This is a genomic window from Chryseobacterium culicis (assembly GCF_002979755.1).
GTDB classification, from domain to species: Bacteria; Bacteroidota; Bacteroidia; order Flavobacteriales; family Weeksellaceae; genus Chryseobacterium; species Chryseobacterium culicis_A.
Genome location: NZ_PCPP01000001.1, coordinates 1,026,662 through 1,041,589, shown reverse-complemented (window position 1 = coordinate 1,041,589; position 14,928 = coordinate 1,026,662). Strand labels below are relative to the sequence as shown.

The window sequence follows — 14,928 nt, the reverse complement described above, 5'->3', positions numbered from 1 at the left end:
CTTAGATTGTTAATTAAAATAAAAAGTCATCGTAATTAAAACTACGATGACTTTTTCCTATATATGAATGTTAAAAAAAACTGCTCTATGTTGGTTAGCTAAGGGAATCCTCAGCCTTTGTTTTCGCTTCGTCCACTTTATTCTGAACTTGGGAAGCAACATCATTGGCTTTGCTTTTAAGGTCATTTCCCCATTTATTAAGATTGTCTTTTGCAGTATTGATTTTATCTTTTACAGCTTGTTGATCTTCAGGGCTTGAATTCTTATATTTCCAATAAGCTAATGCTCCTAAACCTAATAAAGCTAATAAACCTTTTGCTTTGTTTCCCATGATTTCTATTTTTTTATGTATTAATATTAAAATTTGTTGTTATGAATAATGTAAAATACGTGCCAAAAAAATAAATAGACCTATAAAAAAATGTTAAATTTAAGAGAAGACTTCGAAATTTTCACCGTCAAAACTGGCGAAAACCATAGTAGGATAGGAATCCTGATGATAAACATTTCCCTCTTTATCAATAGCAATAGCACCTGCGAACCCATCAATAGTTTTAAGTTCATCAAATGTCTTGCTGAAGGCCTGTTGAAGATTCATCCCATCTGTAACTCTTGTTACAATTTTTGCTGCAGTAGCATTGCTGACAATATCTTCCCCTACGCCGGTACAGCTCACGGCACATACAGCATTGGCATAATTCCCGGCCACAGTGGCAGAGTCTGAAATCCTTCCGGGAATTTCAAAACCTTTCCCTCCCGTAGATGTTGCCACAGCAAGTTTTCCTTCCTGATCAATCGCTACACAACCTACAGTTCCTTTGCCGCCATTGGCAAGTTTAGCTTCGTATTCTTTTCTCCTTTGAGGAATTTCTGTAGAAAAATTTTCAAAACCATTTTCAGTAGCATAAATTTTAGCACCATTTCCTCCTAAAACCCTGTCGTCTTCATTGATAAGGTCTTTAGCTACAAAAATAGGGTTCTGTACATTTTGAATATTAATCACACCACTTAGTCTCTGAGTATTTCCGTTCATAATGGCAGCACTCATACGGATCACGCCATCACTCTGGATCTGAGAACCGATTCCTGCATTGTATAAAGGGTCGTCTTCAAGCAATGATACGGCATAGGCAACGGTATCAAAAGCTGAATGTGTTTTAAGATAGTCGAATGCCTTTTCAGTAATTACTTTTAAAGAATTCTGTTTTGCTGTTTTCACTTCGTGGCTTTGATCGCTTTCAGAGAAAAAACCTCCGTGGATAATTACTTTCATAAAATTATAGATGATGATTGATAAATGATATTCTTTTACGAAGTTAATTTATAAATTCTAATTAAACATTGAACCTTAAACTTTAAACAAAAAAAATGAAACCGAAGTTCCATTTTTATGATGATTAATAATATGTTTTTTGATTACATCAATTATTTATCCTGTGGTATTGGATTAAATTGAGAATTTTCAATAGTCAATTTCTTTGTAGTAAGATCATAGTGATCATTCATAGACATCACATGTACCGTTAAGTTATCAATAGAAATAGGTTCTCCAAGATTGATATTCGTAAGATTAGTGTCTTTGATAAATCTTCCGTCTACCAGTATTACAAGACCTGAACCTACAGCAGTCATCACGTCATTATGAATGAAAAGCCCCGTATCTTCACCCAATCCGATTCCTAGAGTTCTTGGATTGTTCACTACTGCCTGGAAAAGACGTCCGATTCTGCCTCGCTGTACAAAGTGAGTATCAATAATAACATTATCTATTAAACCTAAACCTTGAGTAGTTTTGATTTCTCCTTTTAGAAGGGCTTCAGAACTGCTTCCCTGGTAGATCATGTTTTCAGAAGCTGCTGCAGCACCTGCAGAAGTTCCGGAATAAATAAAATCCTGTTCCTGATATTTTAATAAAACGGTATCGTGAAATCTTGTTCCTCCAAGAATAGAAGTTAGTCTCAGCTGGTCTCCGCCGGTAAACATCATGACATCAGCAGCGTTGGCTCTTGCTACCATTGCATCAGAATTGGCTTCCTCACGGTTGTGGATGTCAAGAACATTTACATTTTTAGCCCCCAGAAACTCAAATGCTTTTTTGTATTCAGAGCCTACGATCTGAGGAATTTGAGAAGCGGTAGTGACGATTTCAATCACAGAGTTCTCTTTAAGTTTTGATTCGTTGATGATCTTTCTTAAGATCCCACGTTCAAAAAAATTAAGGTTTTTTTCAATATTCTGATCATAGTCGGTTTCAGCAAAACTTCCTTTGTTTACAGCTCCTCCGATAACGATTAATTTTCCAACAGGTTTCATCATAGTGCAAAATTAAAAAATAATTAACATTCTTTGACGAAATTCGTGCCATCTTTAGTTGATTTTTAATGTTTTAGAAATGTTAATTAAAATTAATTTTTTTTTAACGAATCTTTAAATGTGGTATAGTTTCGTTTAGGGTTTTACATTATCTTTGGTTTTGAAAGGAGTTATTGTTAACTGTTAAAATGCCAATAGACTATGAAAATCGAAAAGATTCAGGCACTAAGAGGTCCAAATATCTGGAGCATCAGAAGAAAGAAGCTGATACAGATGAGGTTGGACTTAGAAGAAATGGAGAATTATCCTACCAATAAAATTGAGGGATTCCGGGAAAGAATAGAAAAACTGATGCCCTCATTAATTACCCACCGATGCTCAGAAGGAGTGGAAGGAGGTTTTTTCCATAGAGTGGAAACGGGAACCTGGATGGGACACGTCATTGAGCATATTGCTTTGGAAATACAGACTCTGGCAGGAATGGATGTAGGGTTTGGAAGAACCCGTGAAACAAAAACTCCGGGAGTATATAATGTAGTATTTAATTATATTGAAGAAAATGCAGGAATTTTTGCTGCAGAAGAAGCCGTAAAGATTGCAGAAGCACTGATTGAAAGCAAAGATTATGATTTGACTGCATGTATCCATAAATTAAAAGAAATCAGGGAGCGTGTCCGTCTTGGTCCTTCTACCGGAAGTATTGTGGAGGAAGCGGCTTCCAGAAGAATTCCATGGATCAGATTGGGAACCAATTCATTGGTACAGCTGGGATATGGGGTGAACCAGCAAAGGTTCCAGGCTACCATTACGGGGAATACAAGTTCTATCGCTGTAGATATTGCCTGTAATAAAGAATTAACCAAGAGAATGCTTCATGATGCTGCCATTCCGGTTCCGACAGGTGATCTGGTAGTTGATGAAGAAGGTTTAAACGCTGTGATTAAAAAAATTGGGTATCCCATTGTTTTAAAACCTTTGGATGGAAACCACGGAAAAGGTTCTTCCATTAATGTCAACGACTGGGATGTTGCTATAATAGGTCTGGAACATGCCCAGAAATATTCAAGAAAAGTCATTGTTGAAAAGTATATCACGGGCTACGATTTTCGTATACTGGTGATCAATAATAAAATGGTGGCTGCTGCAAGAAGAGTTCCGGCTCATGTTGTAGGGGATGGAGAACTCAATCTTCAGCAACTGATTGAGAAAGAAAACAAAGATCCAAGAAGAGGCTATGGTCATGAAAATGTCCTTACTGAGATTGAGGTGGATAAAGATACCTTAGAACTTCTTGAAAAGCTTCAGTATACGCTGGAAACAATTCCTCAGAGAGGAGAAGTGGTTTATTTGAAATCTACTGCCAATCTTTCAACCGGAGGAACGTCCATTGATGTTACGGATATGGTACATCCGGAAAATATCACCATGGCGGAAAGAATTTCCAGAATTATCGGATTGGATGTCTGCGGTATTGATGTGATGGCGGAGAATCTTACGCAGCCTTTAAAGGAAAGTGGTGGAGCTATTATTGAAGTGAATGCAGCACCTGGATTCAGAATGCACCTTGCACCAAGTGAAGGATTGCCAAGAAACGTTGCTGCACCGGTGGTGGATATGCTGTATCCTCAGGGAAAACCTTTTACCATTCCGATTATTGCCGTAACGGGGACTAACGGAAAAACAACAACAACGAGACTTATTTCCCATATTGTAAAAAGCAATGGCTACAGGGTAGGATTTACCACTTCGGATGGAATTTATATTCAGAATACCATGTTGTCAAAAGGAGATACAACAGGGCCGCTTTCTGCAGAATTTATTCTAAAAGATCCTACAGTAGAATTTGCAGTTCTGGAGACTGCCAGAGGAGGAATCTTACGTTCCGGACTCGGGTTTTCGCAATGTGATATTGGAGTTCTTACCAATATTGAAGAAGATCATCTGGGGATGAATGATATTCACAGTTTAAAAGATCTTACCAAAGTAAAACGGGTCGTACTGGATAGCGTTAAAAAGAGCGGATGGAGTGTGTTGAATGCAGATAATGAATATTCGATGAAGATTGTGAATGATCTTGATTCCAGTGTCGCTATTTTCAGTATGGATGAAAACAATCCTCATATTGTAAAATTTGCAAAAGAAGGAAGAATTACCTGTGTGTATGAAGAAGGTTTTGTCACCATTAAAAAAGGAGATTGGAAAATCAGAATAGGAAAAGCCAAAGATTTCCCGATTACGATGGAAGGAAAAGCCCGATTTATGATTGAAAACGTATTGGCGGCTAGCTTGGCAAGTTATCTTTACGGATTCGGAATTGAGGATATTTCTAATTCTTTAAGAACCTTTATTCCAAGTGCACAGCTTACTCCGGGAAGACTGAATGTTTTTAAATTTAAAAATTTTAAAGTACTGATTGACTTTGCTCACAATCCTTCAGGATATGAAGCCATTGAAGATTATCTGAAAAATGTGGAATCTACAAAGAAGATAGGTATTATATCCGGTGTTGGAGACCGAAGAGATAATGATATCAGAGAGTGCGGGAAGATTGCCGGAAGAATGTTCGATTATATTATCATCCGAAATGAGAAACATCTTCGCGGAAGAACCGAAGAGGAAATCAACGGGTTGATTATTGATGGAATTAATGCTGCAGGCAGAGATGTCAGCTATGAAATCATTCCTAAAGAAATTGAAGCCTTGAAACATGCTATTGGAATGGCAGAAGAAGGAACATTTATCACAGCTTTAAGTGATGTTATTTCCAATGCTATTGATCTGGTTCAGGAATACCAGGCCAAGGAATTACTCGAAGATGATAAAAATATATAATTTAAAAATCGGGCTGAACCTTTGGTTCAGCCCGATTCTTTTATCTACAGATATTGAAAATACCAACTTAGTTTTTATCAGAATTAGCGTAAATTTCTACTATAGTAAGATTTTCATATCCTTTTAACATATCTTCATTGGTCTTATATCTTACAGAGTCTCTCTTAATTCTTTTTTTAAGACCTGAAGTGCTTTGAAATAGCTTGTTAGTAGCTCTGTCATGTTCCTTAATGAAAAGTGTTATTTTGGCTGATTTCGCATTTTTATCAGAATTTCTGATATCATCAATAAACCTTATTGTGATAAAGTTATTGGCTTCAGGCGCACCTCCTCCAAAACTAACCAGTTGAATATCCAATTTTAAATCTTTTAATAGATCCTTAACTTTTTTTCCAATATAATTATTTTTTTTAGCCTCAAATCTTCCGATGGTCTGCTTTGAGGATACTTTTTCTTGTGCATTCATTTTATAAAAGAAACTTAGAGTTATCAGTAAAATGAAAGTAAATGTATTTTTCATGATTTAAGGGCAGTTGGTTTGAGTGTTTGTACTAGTTCCGTCAGGATTTTTTTTGGTATCAATTTTTATTTTTCTAAAATTCCCCTGATTATCTCTTTTTAATAAAGCCATTCCTGCATCATATTTATCCAGAATATGAGATAATGACATTTCCCAGTTTCCATCAAAATCATTCCAATCGTCAAATAAAGGAGGTGGGAAATTAGGCGCAAATCCTGAAATTTGTGTAGAAGGATGGTTCTGTAAGAACTGGTTCATAGCAGCAGGGTCGGTTACTACCAGAGCATAAACTGTACCATCGGGATTCATTACATAATAGGTGCTGTAAGTATTATGCCCGTTGTAAGCATTGATAAGTGAATATACGTCTCCAACTGATGGTGGAGAATCGTTGGCCGGATGTATATGTATGCTCCCCACCGGATTTTCAAAATTGTGATTCAAAGTCATGTTGTTTGGACCTCCATGTTGTACGTCGGTAGAAATAATAGCTCCATTTTGGCTTCCGAGTACATAGCCGTGTTCTTTTCCATCATTAATTCCTCCAATTGTGCTGAATGCATTATTAAATGCATCAGTTTGAGAAAGCTGTGTTGCGTGAGCAGAGGGCTGGGCAGCTTGTAAACAAGGATCTTTATCCTCACCATCCTGTCCGGGTTGACCACCACCACCAATGGTACCGCCTCCATTATTACCTCCGGGATTAGGCTCATTTAAGTAAGAAAATACCGAAGTAGGGCATACTGGAATACAGTCACCACAACCAATACATTTTTCTACATTTATAGATATGGTTACCCCTTTAAGAGAGACATATCCGCCTACATCCAAATACATTTCAGTATCATCAATAGCCTGTTCCGGACATTCCGGAACACACATTGTACATTCTATACAATGTTCACCCTGTACCAGGATTTTTTCACCAATAATAAAAGACATCTTAAAATATTATTTCTTTTTTTGTAAAGTTTTCACTAAGCTCACTGTAATGGATATATTGAAACTTAAGTTTTGTAAAGGTATTGGGTAAGCTTATTTGGATGGGTTCCCTGAAAAGAACACATGAAAACTCATCATTCAACTTCATTATTTTTAAATTTTTATTGATTTTATTAGTTTCGCTGATAGATTCATTTAGAGTAATATATCCCAGACTTACAAATTCCATAAGGATGGATTTTCTTATGTCAAATTTTACTGATTTTGACTTTCTTCCTTTGATATCAGAGCCCTCATTAATGATGTATATAGGCTTAAATCTTTTTTTTAATTGATCATCATTGTTGAATCTACTGATCTCGTCATTAAAATTATCTTGTATTGAAACTTAAGTTTTGTAAAGGTATTGGGTAAGCTTATTTGGATGGGTTCCCTGAAAAGAACACATGAAAACTCATCATTCAACTTCATTATTTTTAAATTTTTATTGATTTTATTAGTTTCGCTGATAGATTCATTTAGAGTAATATATCCCAGACTTACAAATTCCATAAGGATGGATTTTCTTATGTCAAATTTTACTGATTTTGACTTTCTTCCTTTGATATCAGAGCCCTCATTAATGATGTATATAGGCTTAAATCTTTTTTTTAATTGATCATCATTGTTGAATCTACTGATCTCGTCATTAAAATTATCTTGTATGCAGGAGAGTAAAGAGGTGCCTAAGGCGGCATATAAGACTCCATGAAAAGATTTTTGAATAAATGTTTTTCTGTTCATTCTAATAGTTAAATTTTAGCTTTTGTAAAAAAAAACTTTAGAACTTCCCATTCTATTGAATCATCTTGTTAAAATCCACATTAACCCATCACAATTTTGGTATTTCTCTAAGAATTTCCCAACAGGACAGGACGCTCACCTCATTTTTTTTCGAAGCAAAGATACAATAAACATAAAATAAATCACAGCTTATAGAGCTTAAAAGCCTTTACTGGAAGGTGTTTTGTATTGGGTTCTGATTTTTATGATGGCTGTGTATGTAACCCATTGTAAAGAAAGTGAACTGATAAATAGATGATTGTATTAGACCAATGAATTCGTGAAAGAAGATAAGAAAATATAAAAAATAAACCCCCGAAATTTCGGAGGTTTGTATTTATAAGTTTTCCCAGGTTTTCTTTATTTTTTGCATTTTCACAAGATAGAAATACAAAGGGATGAGTTCTAATCTGAGGGTAAAGCTGATTGCTGGATTGACAAACGGAATAATCGCCATCATAATGAGACAGATAGCAATTCCTATGATGGCATCAATGATTGCTGCTTGTGCTGCCCAGTCTTGTTCAAACCAAAGTCCATAGGCCACAATACCTTTGAAAATGAATAGGGCGCAGATCAAAAACCCTGTCATTGAATAAGGATGATTAGCATCCATCCCATATAACGATAAAGAGATATGAGTCATCAGAGAGCCTGCCATCATAAAAATGGCAGCTAGTGCGCCTCCGATTAAAAAGATCCATAAGAAAATTTTAATCCAGGTGGGTAATAGGTTTCTTCTTCGTGTTAAACTGTGGTTTTCAAATTCTGCAAAAGCGGTTGGCTTTTCTTCCATGTAGTATTAGTTTTATAAGTTTTTATCCAAAAAAAGCATTTGAACTTCCAATCCAGATGGCATCTTTTTTATTGAAATCTACATTTACCATTGCGGCTTTAGTCATTCTTCCAAGATTTTCCAATAGGATAGGGCGTTCATCATTTTCCCGCCAAATATACAACAAACGGATCTCTGCTTTTGAAAAATCTCCGTTGATATCTTCAAAAATAGGCTCATAGTACACTTTTCTCTGCAAAATATAGTTTTCTTTATCCTGAATGGAGTCTGTAATTTCTTTTGTAGGATTTAAATTGACACCACTTCCAGCGAATGAAAACAAAGGTTTTAGTACAAAATCTTCAAGGTTTTCATTTTCCGGGAATTCATGCAGGAAATAACTCTTTGGAACAAACTCATGCTGAAGTAAAGGTAAAAGGAACTTTGATATTTTAAAGAACCAATTAGGGTGAGTAATCCACTTGACATCCACTTCCTCACGGAAATTAAATTCAGGGGTAAGATCAGGAATATTATCCAGTTCGTCAAATATAACACGGTTATAGATTCTTTTGATTTCGGTAAGCGTACCATTATTTTCGTAATACAGCTTTCGCCCTTCTTTCTTTACTTTCGTCAGACATATTGTTTTAATTCCTAATAATTTTTCTGTCAGAGCAAAATCAATCGCAGTTTTTTGTTTTTCCGGAAAGATTTCAAGCAGGATTACATTTTCAGGATCTTCATCTCCTACAATCAGTTCTTTCAAATAGTTCTTAAATGACTCATGAGACATAGGATTTTTGATTTCTGAAAGGAAAGGATAGACCTCGCAGTACGTCTCTTCATATACTTTTTGAAAAGCATACAAAGAAGGAAATGCCTGAAGCTCTATCAGCTGAGGTTCTATTGATCCGTTTTCGCTTTTACAGACTCCAAAATCTATTGTGAAAAAATGGGGCTGATCCGTATCATTGGGGACCCGGCAGTTATCAGGAATGGCTTTTTGAAGTAACTCTGCGGGCATTGCTTTAATCTGGCTGATGATACTTTCGCTGGCATCAATAAGTTTTGCTTCAAACTCTTTAGTAAGGAAAATAGGACTTTCTGAAACTCTGAACGTAGGTTCTATTCCGCCTTTTTCAGCCAATATACCTTTTAGTTGATTGTATTTTTCATCTGAAAACGCCTGATTGTACTGTTTTCTGTATTTTGGAATCATATTTTTTTTCTTTGTGATGTTAAAAAAATCGAGCATTTCTGCCCGATTGTTATAGGTAGCTGGAAGCTGGAAGCTTGAAGAAGGAAGTTTTCAAGGCGATAATCTTATAGTATGAGTTCTAAAATATGTAGCCTTAACCGATAATAACTTCCAGCATCCTTCCTCCAGCTTCCAGCCTTTTAAACCAAAGTTTCAGCTTCTTTCAAAATGTTTTTTTTTGCAAACTGGAGAAATCTCGGAAGAATTTGATGTCTGGTCAGAATGATTTTGTCTTCATCATCTATTCTGTCCATGGTTTCAAGATATTTTTCCATTCCGAAGTTTTCAATCATGGCTTCTCTGTTTTTTTCATCCTTCAGATTTTCAATCAAAGATTCAGGATTGGCTTCGGGGTGAAACTGTGTTCCGAATATCTCTTCCGAAAAACGAACAGCCATTACAGCTCTTTCAAGATTGATATGAGGTCTGAATTTTTCAATCGCCATGATGGTCATTCCAAGCTCTTCGAAACGCTGATGATCCGGTTCAATAAACTGATATGCTCTGGAATCTACGGCATAAAAAGGATCCTGAAGATTTTTGAATAAAAACTCATCTCTGCCTTCATCGGTTTTGTGAACAGGCATTACTCCGAAAGAATAAGACTTTCTTTTGCAGATATTGCCCAGATTCCAGTGAATACTTGCCAGCTGGAATGAATGGCAGATCAGGAAAAGATATTTTTTATCTTCATTGTATTTGTTATGCTCAAGAACAGCATCTAAAAAAGAAGCAAATCTGTCTTCCCAGGCAAGACCTTCCCGATGAGGATTTCCAGGTCCGCCTGAAGAAATGAAAATGTCAAAATCTCCGATCTCCGGCATTTCATCTTTAAATCTTACATCAAATGTTTTGATCACAACATTTTCTTCAGAGTTCTGCTGAAAAGATTCAGAAATTTCTTTAATGTTTCTAAAGCCTTGGTTCACATGATTATTGTTCATGTCCAGCAGAGCAATTCGAATATCTTTCATTACATCATATTTTTTGTAAAGTTACCAAAAAATTATGAAGCGGGTTCGCCGTGGGTAATGCCGTACTCCGTTTCAGAGATCATATAATCAACGACTTTTGTCAGGTCGCCTGTTTCTTTAAAGATCTGAAGCTGCCTGTCTGCGCCGGTTCCGTTTTCAAGAATTTTCCATGCATATTCCACTTCATGACGACATCCCAAATCGTCTACCACATCATCAATAAACTCTAAAAGTTCTTTCAATAAATGAGGATAAGGAACGGATTCTTCTTTTCCGAAATCGATCAGATGAGCTTCGATACCACTTTTGGAGGCCCGCCATTTATTTTCGTTCAGCAGCAATCTTCTATAGCTTCTGAAACTTAGGTTTTGCTGATGAAGTTTATAAATTTTAGCAACGAGACTCTGCATGATGGCAGCAAGACATACAGTTTCATCAATTCTTAAAGGCATATCGCAGATTCTGAATTCAATTGTTGGATAGAATGGATGTACACGTAAATCCCACCAGATTTTCTTGGCATTGTCGATGGTTCCTGTTTTTACCAGAAGATCTACATAACTGTCGAATTCTGCCAGAGAGTTAAAATAACTGGGAATACCGGTTCTTGGGAATTTTACAAAAATTTCCTGTCTGTAAGATTTAAAACCTGTATATCTTCCAATCCAGAAAGGTGAATTGGTAGAAAGTGCATATACGTGAGGAAGAAAATAACGCATGACATTCTGAATTCTTACCCCTTCTTCACGGTTGGGAATTCCAATGTGAACATGCAGTCCGAAAATAAGATTTTCACGGGCTACATCTCCCATATCATCCACGATTTTTATATATCTTTCTCCCTGAGTGATATTGTTATCAGACCAGTGTGAAAAAGGGTGTGTGCCTCCTCCGGAAACACGAAGTCCCTGCTCATGGGCGATATTGATGAGGTGACGTCTTAAATTTGTTAATTCTGCTCTGGCTTCCTGAATATTCTGACAGATTCCTGTTTCCATTTCAATCATGGATTCATGCATTTCATGCTTTAAATTTTCACTTAAAACCGCCTTGCCGCCCTCAATGATTTTTGAAACGTGAGAAACCAGATCTCTGCTTTCCACATCGATAATCTGATATTCTTCTTCAATTCCAATAGTAAACTGATGCATTTTTTTGTGTTTTTTAATTCTTTTTCAATGTTATTTTATGGAATTTTTCACAAAGGTTCCCCAAGTAATATTAGGTTTCCCCGGAACATATTCTTTAGCTTTTTCAATAGCCAGTTTTGCGGCGTGCTCTATGATCCATGCAAAATTTTCTTCTCCTACAGAATTTCGGTCTGCATCCGGAGCTGGGTTGCAGAAGTCAATGGCATAAGGAATACCATCTCTTACAGCAAACTCTACCGTATTAAAATCATATCCAAGAGCCTCATTCATAGTAATGGTGTAATCATGAATGGTTTTCAATAGCTTTTCAAGCTCTTCCCCTTGAGTCTGATGTGTAGTGGCATATCTCAAATGAGGGGCATTTCTGGGTTCATAAGGCATGATGTGAACATATTTCCTGCCCAGGCAGTACACTCTGTAATAATCATCGAAGATAATTTCCTCCTGTACCATCATCACCAGCTGTTCTGTTTCTCCTAGTTTACTCCAAAGATCATCCGGATTTTCTACTCTGTAAACGTTTTTCCAGCCACCTCCGTCATGAGGTTTCATATACGCAGGAAATCCTACATAATTGAAGATGTATTCCCAGTCATGAGGAAATTTCAGGTTTCTGAATGAAGTTTCAGAAGTATTATCCGGTCTTTCATGAGACGGAAGCAGAACTGTTTTAGGAAGCGGAATGCCAAGTTTGGACATCAGAGCATTGTTGAAGAATTTCTCGTCAGCACTCCACCAAAAAGGATTGTTAATTACATAAGTGCCGTTAAGAGCTGCATTTTTCAGGTAAGCTCTGTAAAAGGGAACGTCCTGCGAAATTCTGTCGATGATCACTGCATAGCCATAATCTGCTCCCTGCTCCAGTTTGTCAATGTTAACGGGTTCAGCTATGATGTCTCCACCTCCCAGTTCATTCACTTTGTCTATAAATGCCCAGGGAAAAGTGTCTTCCATACCGAAAAGAATTCCTACTTTTTTTGTCATAATTTTTGTTTTTAAGGTGGGTGTTATTTTTTTTCTATTTGTTTTTTATTGTTTTTAAGAGAAAAATGCTCCTATAAATGTAGGGAAGACCATTCTCCATAATGGCCAGTCGTGACCGATCCATTTTCTTTCATCATACCAGAATTCTATGCCTTTTACTCTCAGGATTTCAGCCATTTCAATATTTTTATCTTTGCATATATCCTGATCAGAAGTGCTCAGTACTATATGCATATGCTTGTATTTCCAGGCTTCGTCGTTTCTTATAAACTCTCTTGGACAGTTGAAGTAGACCAGATCATCAGAATAACCCTCCATAAAGTTTCTTATAGTGAATGCTCCTGAAAGGCAAAACAGATGGGAAACCACATCAGGAAACCTGAAAGCAAAATTGGCGGCATGATACCCTCCAAAACTAGCTCCTGCAACAGCTACACGATGAGTCTTGTGAAGCTTTTGTATATAAGGAACGAATTCCTTGATCAGAAACTGTACATATCGTTCATAGTTTCTGATCCTTTGCTGAGGAGATATCTTATCATCATAAAAACTCCAGCTGTCGATGGTCTGTACATTGTAAAGTTTTACTTTTCCCTGTTCTATAAACCAGTTGATACTTCCGTTAAGATGAAAATCATGATTCTGGGTATATTGTCCCTGGGAAGTAGGAAACATAATGACAGGATGGCCGTAATGCCCGGTCACTTCTACCTTGAGACTTGTTCCCAATATATTTGAATAATACTCTGTATGTTCTATGTGAGGCATTTTTCCTTATTTGGTTTTAATATTGTGCTTTATATGAGTGTAATAAATTCAATTCCTCCAAGCTGATCTTTTTCTAAAATATCCAGTACGATGGTTCCTAATGTAGGATGTTCGAGGATTATATTTTCTTTAAAGATCCATTTTGATCCAGGTTTGTTAGCATGAGTTGAATCTACGAACCGATAATATGCTTTGCTTTGCCATTTTCCAGAACTTATGCTCTCTAAATTACATTTTAGTATGGAATCTTCAGGCAGATTGTATATTATGAATTCAATAACATTTTGAATATCAATGTCACGCTTCATTTTTTAGGAACTCAATTTGTTGCTTTTGGGGGGAAGGATGTTCAGCATATCAGCATGAATTATTTCGGCAGCTGAATCTAATCTGTCCTGTACAACGGAGGCATCTCCGGATTTATAAACAATTCCTACATGATAGTCTATCGGAAGGAATTTTACCACCTCTTCACATTCAAAACTGCTGTAGTTGGGTTCTTTATCTTTGATCAGGGCAACAATCAGTCCGGAGTAGTATCCTGTAGGCGGAGAAACACTGTAATCATTTCCTCTCAAAAGGGCATCTTCAATTTTGGCCCATTCTCTCCAGATATTAATGCTGCTTGAAGCTTCTACCAAATCTGGAATATGAGCACCACCAACTCGTGATGAGGTTTCAAGGAAATACCATTTTCCATCTTCTTTCCCACGGATAAATTCTGTATGGGTGGCCCCGTTAATCAGTCCGAAATTGGAAAGAACTCTGGCATTTATTTCTTCCAGTGCTTTAAAATCTTCTGAGTATCTTCCTAAAGTTTTGGATCGGAATACTCCGCCTTCATGGGAAACCTGCATAGGAGGAGCAAGATATTTTGAAGCGGAAGTAAAAACAATTTTTTTATTAAAAGTAAGGCTGTCTACATGATAAACGTCTCCGGGTTTAAAGCTTTCCAGTAAGAAAAGATGACGTTCTTCTCCTAATGTTTCCAATGCCTCATACAGCTGCTCTTTGGAAGTTATTTTCTTGATTCCGGATGCAGAGGCTTCTGAACGGGGTTTCAAAACCCATGGTGCAGAAATACGGTCTGTAAATTCATCAACTTCGTTATCATTGAATACAGCTGTAAATTCAGGAACATTGATTCCGGAATCCTTCGCTTTTTGTCTCATGGCAAGCTTATCTCTGAAATAACGGTGTGTCGTCTGTCCCATTCCGGGAATACGGAAGGTTTCTCTGATCAATGCAGCTTTTTCTACATCATAATCATCTAAGGCTACCACAGCATCTACTTTTCTGGTTTTCATCAGGTGGGAAAATCCCTGGATCAGATGGTCCAGATTCCATACGGAAGGTTTCAGCTCAGGCATATAGAATACCTCATCAATAGCATGCCACGGCCAGTTTTTTTCTTTGAGGTTTTCGGAGGTTACAAGGATGATTTTATTACCGAGCTTCTTCATTTCGTCCATAAAATCGTAGCCTTTGTAATAGCACGAAATACACACAATGGTTTTCTTCTCCATATAATGTTTTTTAAGATTTAGTGAATTTTCAAAAATAAAAGCATTTATTTATTATTTTAT

15 protein-coding genes are annotated in these 14,928 nt (G+C 36.7%); 1 reads left to right on the top strand and 14 read right to left on the bottom strand.

The genetic code is table 11. The features are described from left to right. Positions 1–94: 94 nt before the first annotated feature. From CQ022_RS04880 to CQ022_RS04870, 3 genes are all read right to left on the bottom strand, one after another. On the bottom strand, positions 95–331 hold the full coding sequence (locus tag CQ022_RS04880; protein WP_105682092.1) for a YtxH domain-containing protein: 237 nt from the start codon (positions 329–331) through the stop codon (positions 95–97). A gap of 99 nt (positions 332–430) precedes the next feature. Further along, positions 431–1,273, bottom strand: coding sequence for an isoaspartyl peptidase/L-asparaginase (locus CQ022_RS04875; protein ID WP_105682093.1), 843 nt, complete (start codon positions 1,271–1,273; stop codon positions 431–433). Between the two features lie 152 nt (positions 1,274–1,425). After that, on the bottom strand, positions 1,426–2,313 hold the full coding sequence (locus CQ022_RS04870) for a cyanophycinase (protein WP_105682760.1): 888 nt from the start codon (positions 2,311–2,313) through the stop codon (positions 1,426–1,428). 201 nt (positions 2,314–2,514) lie between these two features. Between CQ022_RS04870 and cphA the strand changes: the two genes are divergently transcribed. After that, the gene (gene cphA / locus CQ022_RS04865) at positions 2,515–5,145 is read left to right on the top strand and encodes a cyanophycin synthetase (RefSeq protein ID WP_105682094.1); all 2,631 of its coding nucleotides are present in this window, start codon (positions 2,515–2,517) and stop codon (positions 5,143–5,145) included. A gap of 67 nt (positions 5,146–5,212) precedes the next feature. Here the strand turns inward: cphA and CQ022_RS04860 are convergent, their stop codons facing one another. The 11 genes from CQ022_RS04860 to CQ022_RS04805 all read right to left on the bottom strand — a co-directional run bounded on the left by CQ022_RS04860 (position 5,213) and on the right by CQ022_RS04805 (position 14,868). Then, on the bottom strand, positions 5,213–5,665 hold the full coding sequence (locus CQ022_RS04860) for a hypothetical protein (protein ID WP_123864381.1): 453 nt from the start codon (positions 5,663–5,665) through the stop codon (positions 5,213–5,215). 3 nt (positions 5,666–5,668) lie between these two features. Further along, positions 5,669–6,607, bottom strand: coding sequence for a 4Fe-4S dicluster domain-containing protein (locus CQ022_RS04855; protein WP_105682096.1), 939 nt, complete (start codon positions 6,605–6,607; stop codon positions 5,669–5,671). A 327-nt stretch (positions 6,608–6,934) separates the two neighbouring features. Next, positions 6,935–7,390 (bottom strand): hypothetical protein, encoded by a 456-nt coding sequence (locus tag CQ022_RS04845; protein WP_105682098.1) that lies wholly within the window; start codon positions 7,388–7,390, stop codon positions 6,935–6,937. 376 nt (positions 7,391–7,766) lie between these two features. Further along, on the bottom strand, positions 7,767–8,225 hold the full coding sequence (locus CQ022_RS04840) for a hypothetical protein (protein WP_105682099.1): 459 nt from the start codon (positions 8,223–8,225) through the stop codon (positions 7,767–7,769). Between the two features lie 22 nt (positions 8,226–8,247). Beyond that, complete coding sequence (locus CQ022_RS04835) at positions 8,248–9,426, bottom strand: hypothetical protein (RefSeq protein WP_105682100.1); 1,179 nt, start codon at positions 9,424–9,426, stop codon at positions 8,248–8,250. Positions 9,427–9,605: 179 nt separating this feature from the next. After that, the gene (locus tag CQ022_RS04830) at positions 9,606–10,439 is read right to left on the bottom strand and encodes a type 1 glutamine amidotransferase (protein ID WP_105682101.1); all 834 of its coding nucleotides are present in this window, start codon (positions 10,437–10,439) and stop codon (positions 9,606–9,608) included. Positions 10,440–10,471: 32 nt separating this feature from the next. After that, positions 10,472–11,590, bottom strand: a complete 1,119-nt coding sequence (locus CQ022_RS04825) for a carboxylate-amine ligase (protein WP_047374342.1) — start codon at positions 11,588–11,590, stop codon at positions 10,472–10,474. 30 nt (positions 11,591–11,620) lie between these two features. Next, positions 11,621–12,574 (bottom strand): RimK family alpha-L-glutamate ligase, encoded by a 954-nt coding sequence (locus tag CQ022_RS04820; protein ID WP_105682102.1) that lies wholly within the window; start codon positions 12,572–12,574, stop codon positions 11,621–11,623. 54 nt (positions 12,575–12,628) lie between these two features. Then, positions 12,629–13,342 carry an alpha/beta hydrolase-fold protein gene (locus tag CQ022_RS04815; protein WP_105682103.1) on the bottom strand — a complete coding sequence of 238 codons (714 nt, stop codon included), beginning with the start codon at positions 13,340–13,342 and terminating at the stop codon, positions 12,629–12,631. A 29-nt stretch (positions 13,343–13,371) separates the two neighbouring features. Then, positions 13,372–13,650, bottom strand: a complete 279-nt coding sequence (locus CQ022_RS04810) for a hypothetical protein (RefSeq protein WP_105682104.1) — start codon at positions 13,648–13,650, stop codon at positions 13,372–13,374. Positions 13,651–13,653: 3 nt separating this feature from the next. Then, positions 13,654–14,868: an acetyl-CoA carboxylase biotin carboxylase subunit family protein gene (locus CQ022_RS04805; RefSeq protein ID WP_105682105.1), complete on the bottom strand. Its 1,215-nt coding sequence runs from the start codon at positions 14,866–14,868 to the stop codon at positions 13,654–13,656. Between the last annotated feature and the right edge of the window lie 60 nt (positions 14,869–14,928).

What these genes read in the sequence shown, in the direction of transcription:
- CQ022_RS04880 (WP_105682092.1), bottom strand. Translation starts at nt 331, where the DNA reads ATGGGAAACAAAGCAAAAGGTTTATTAGCTTTATTAGGTTTAGGAGCA.
- CQ022_RS04805 (WP_105682105.1), bottom strand. Translation starts at nt 14,868, where the DNA reads ATGGAGAAGAAAACCATTGTGTGTATTTCGTGCTATTACAAAGGCTAC.
- CQ022_RS04815 (WP_105682103.1), bottom strand. Translation starts at nt 13,342, where the DNA reads ATGCCTCACATAGAACATACAGAGTATTATTCAAATATATTGGGAACA.
- CQ022_RS04840 (WP_105682099.1), bottom strand. Translation starts at nt 8,225, where the DNA reads ATGGAAGAAAAGCCAACCGCTTTTGCAGAATTTGAAAACCACAGTTTA.
- CQ022_RS04825 (WP_047374342.1), bottom strand. Translation starts at nt 11,590, where the DNA reads ATGCATCAGTTTACTATTGGAATTGAAGAAGAATATCAGATTATCGAT.
- CQ022_RS04855 (WP_105682096.1), bottom strand. Translation starts at nt 6,607, where the DNA reads ATGTCTTTTATTATTGGTGAAAAAATCCTGGTACAGGGTGAACATTGT.
- CQ022_RS04875 (WP_105682093.1), bottom strand. Translation starts at nt 1,273, where the DNA reads ATGAAAGTAATTATCCACGGAGGTTTTTTCTCTGAAAGCGATCAAAGC.
- CQ022_RS04820 (WP_105682102.1), bottom strand. Translation starts at nt 12,574, where the DNA reads ATGACAAAAAAAGTAGGAATTCTTTTCGGTATGGAAGACACTTTTCCC.
- CQ022_RS04810 (WP_105682104.1), bottom strand. Translation starts at nt 13,650, where the DNA reads ATGAAGCGTGACATTGATATTCAAAATGTTATTGAATTCATAATATAC.
- CQ022_RS04860 (WP_123864381.1), bottom strand. Translation starts at nt 5,665, where the DNA reads ATGAAAAATACATTTACTTTCATTTTACTGATAACTCTAAGTTTCTTT.
- cphA (WP_105682094.1), top strand. Translation starts at nt 2,515, where the DNA reads ATGAAAATCGAAAAGATTCAGGCACTAAGAGGTCCAAATATCTGGAGC.
- CQ022_RS04845 (WP_105682098.1), bottom strand. Translation starts at nt 7,390, where the DNA reads ATGAACAGAAAAACATTTATTCAAAAATCTTTTCATGGAGTCTTATAT.
- CQ022_RS04830 (WP_105682101.1), bottom strand. Translation starts at nt 10,439, where the DNA reads ATGAAAGATATTCGAATTGCTCTGCTGGACATGAACAATAATCATGTG.
- CQ022_RS04870 (WP_105682760.1), bottom strand. Translation starts at nt 2,313, where the DNA reads ATGAAACCTGTTGGAAAATTAATCGTTATCGGAGGAGCTGTAAACAAA.
- CQ022_RS04835 (WP_105682100.1), bottom strand. Translation starts at nt 9,426, where the DNA reads ATGATTCCAAAATACAGAAAACAGTACAATCAGGCGTTTTCAGATGAA.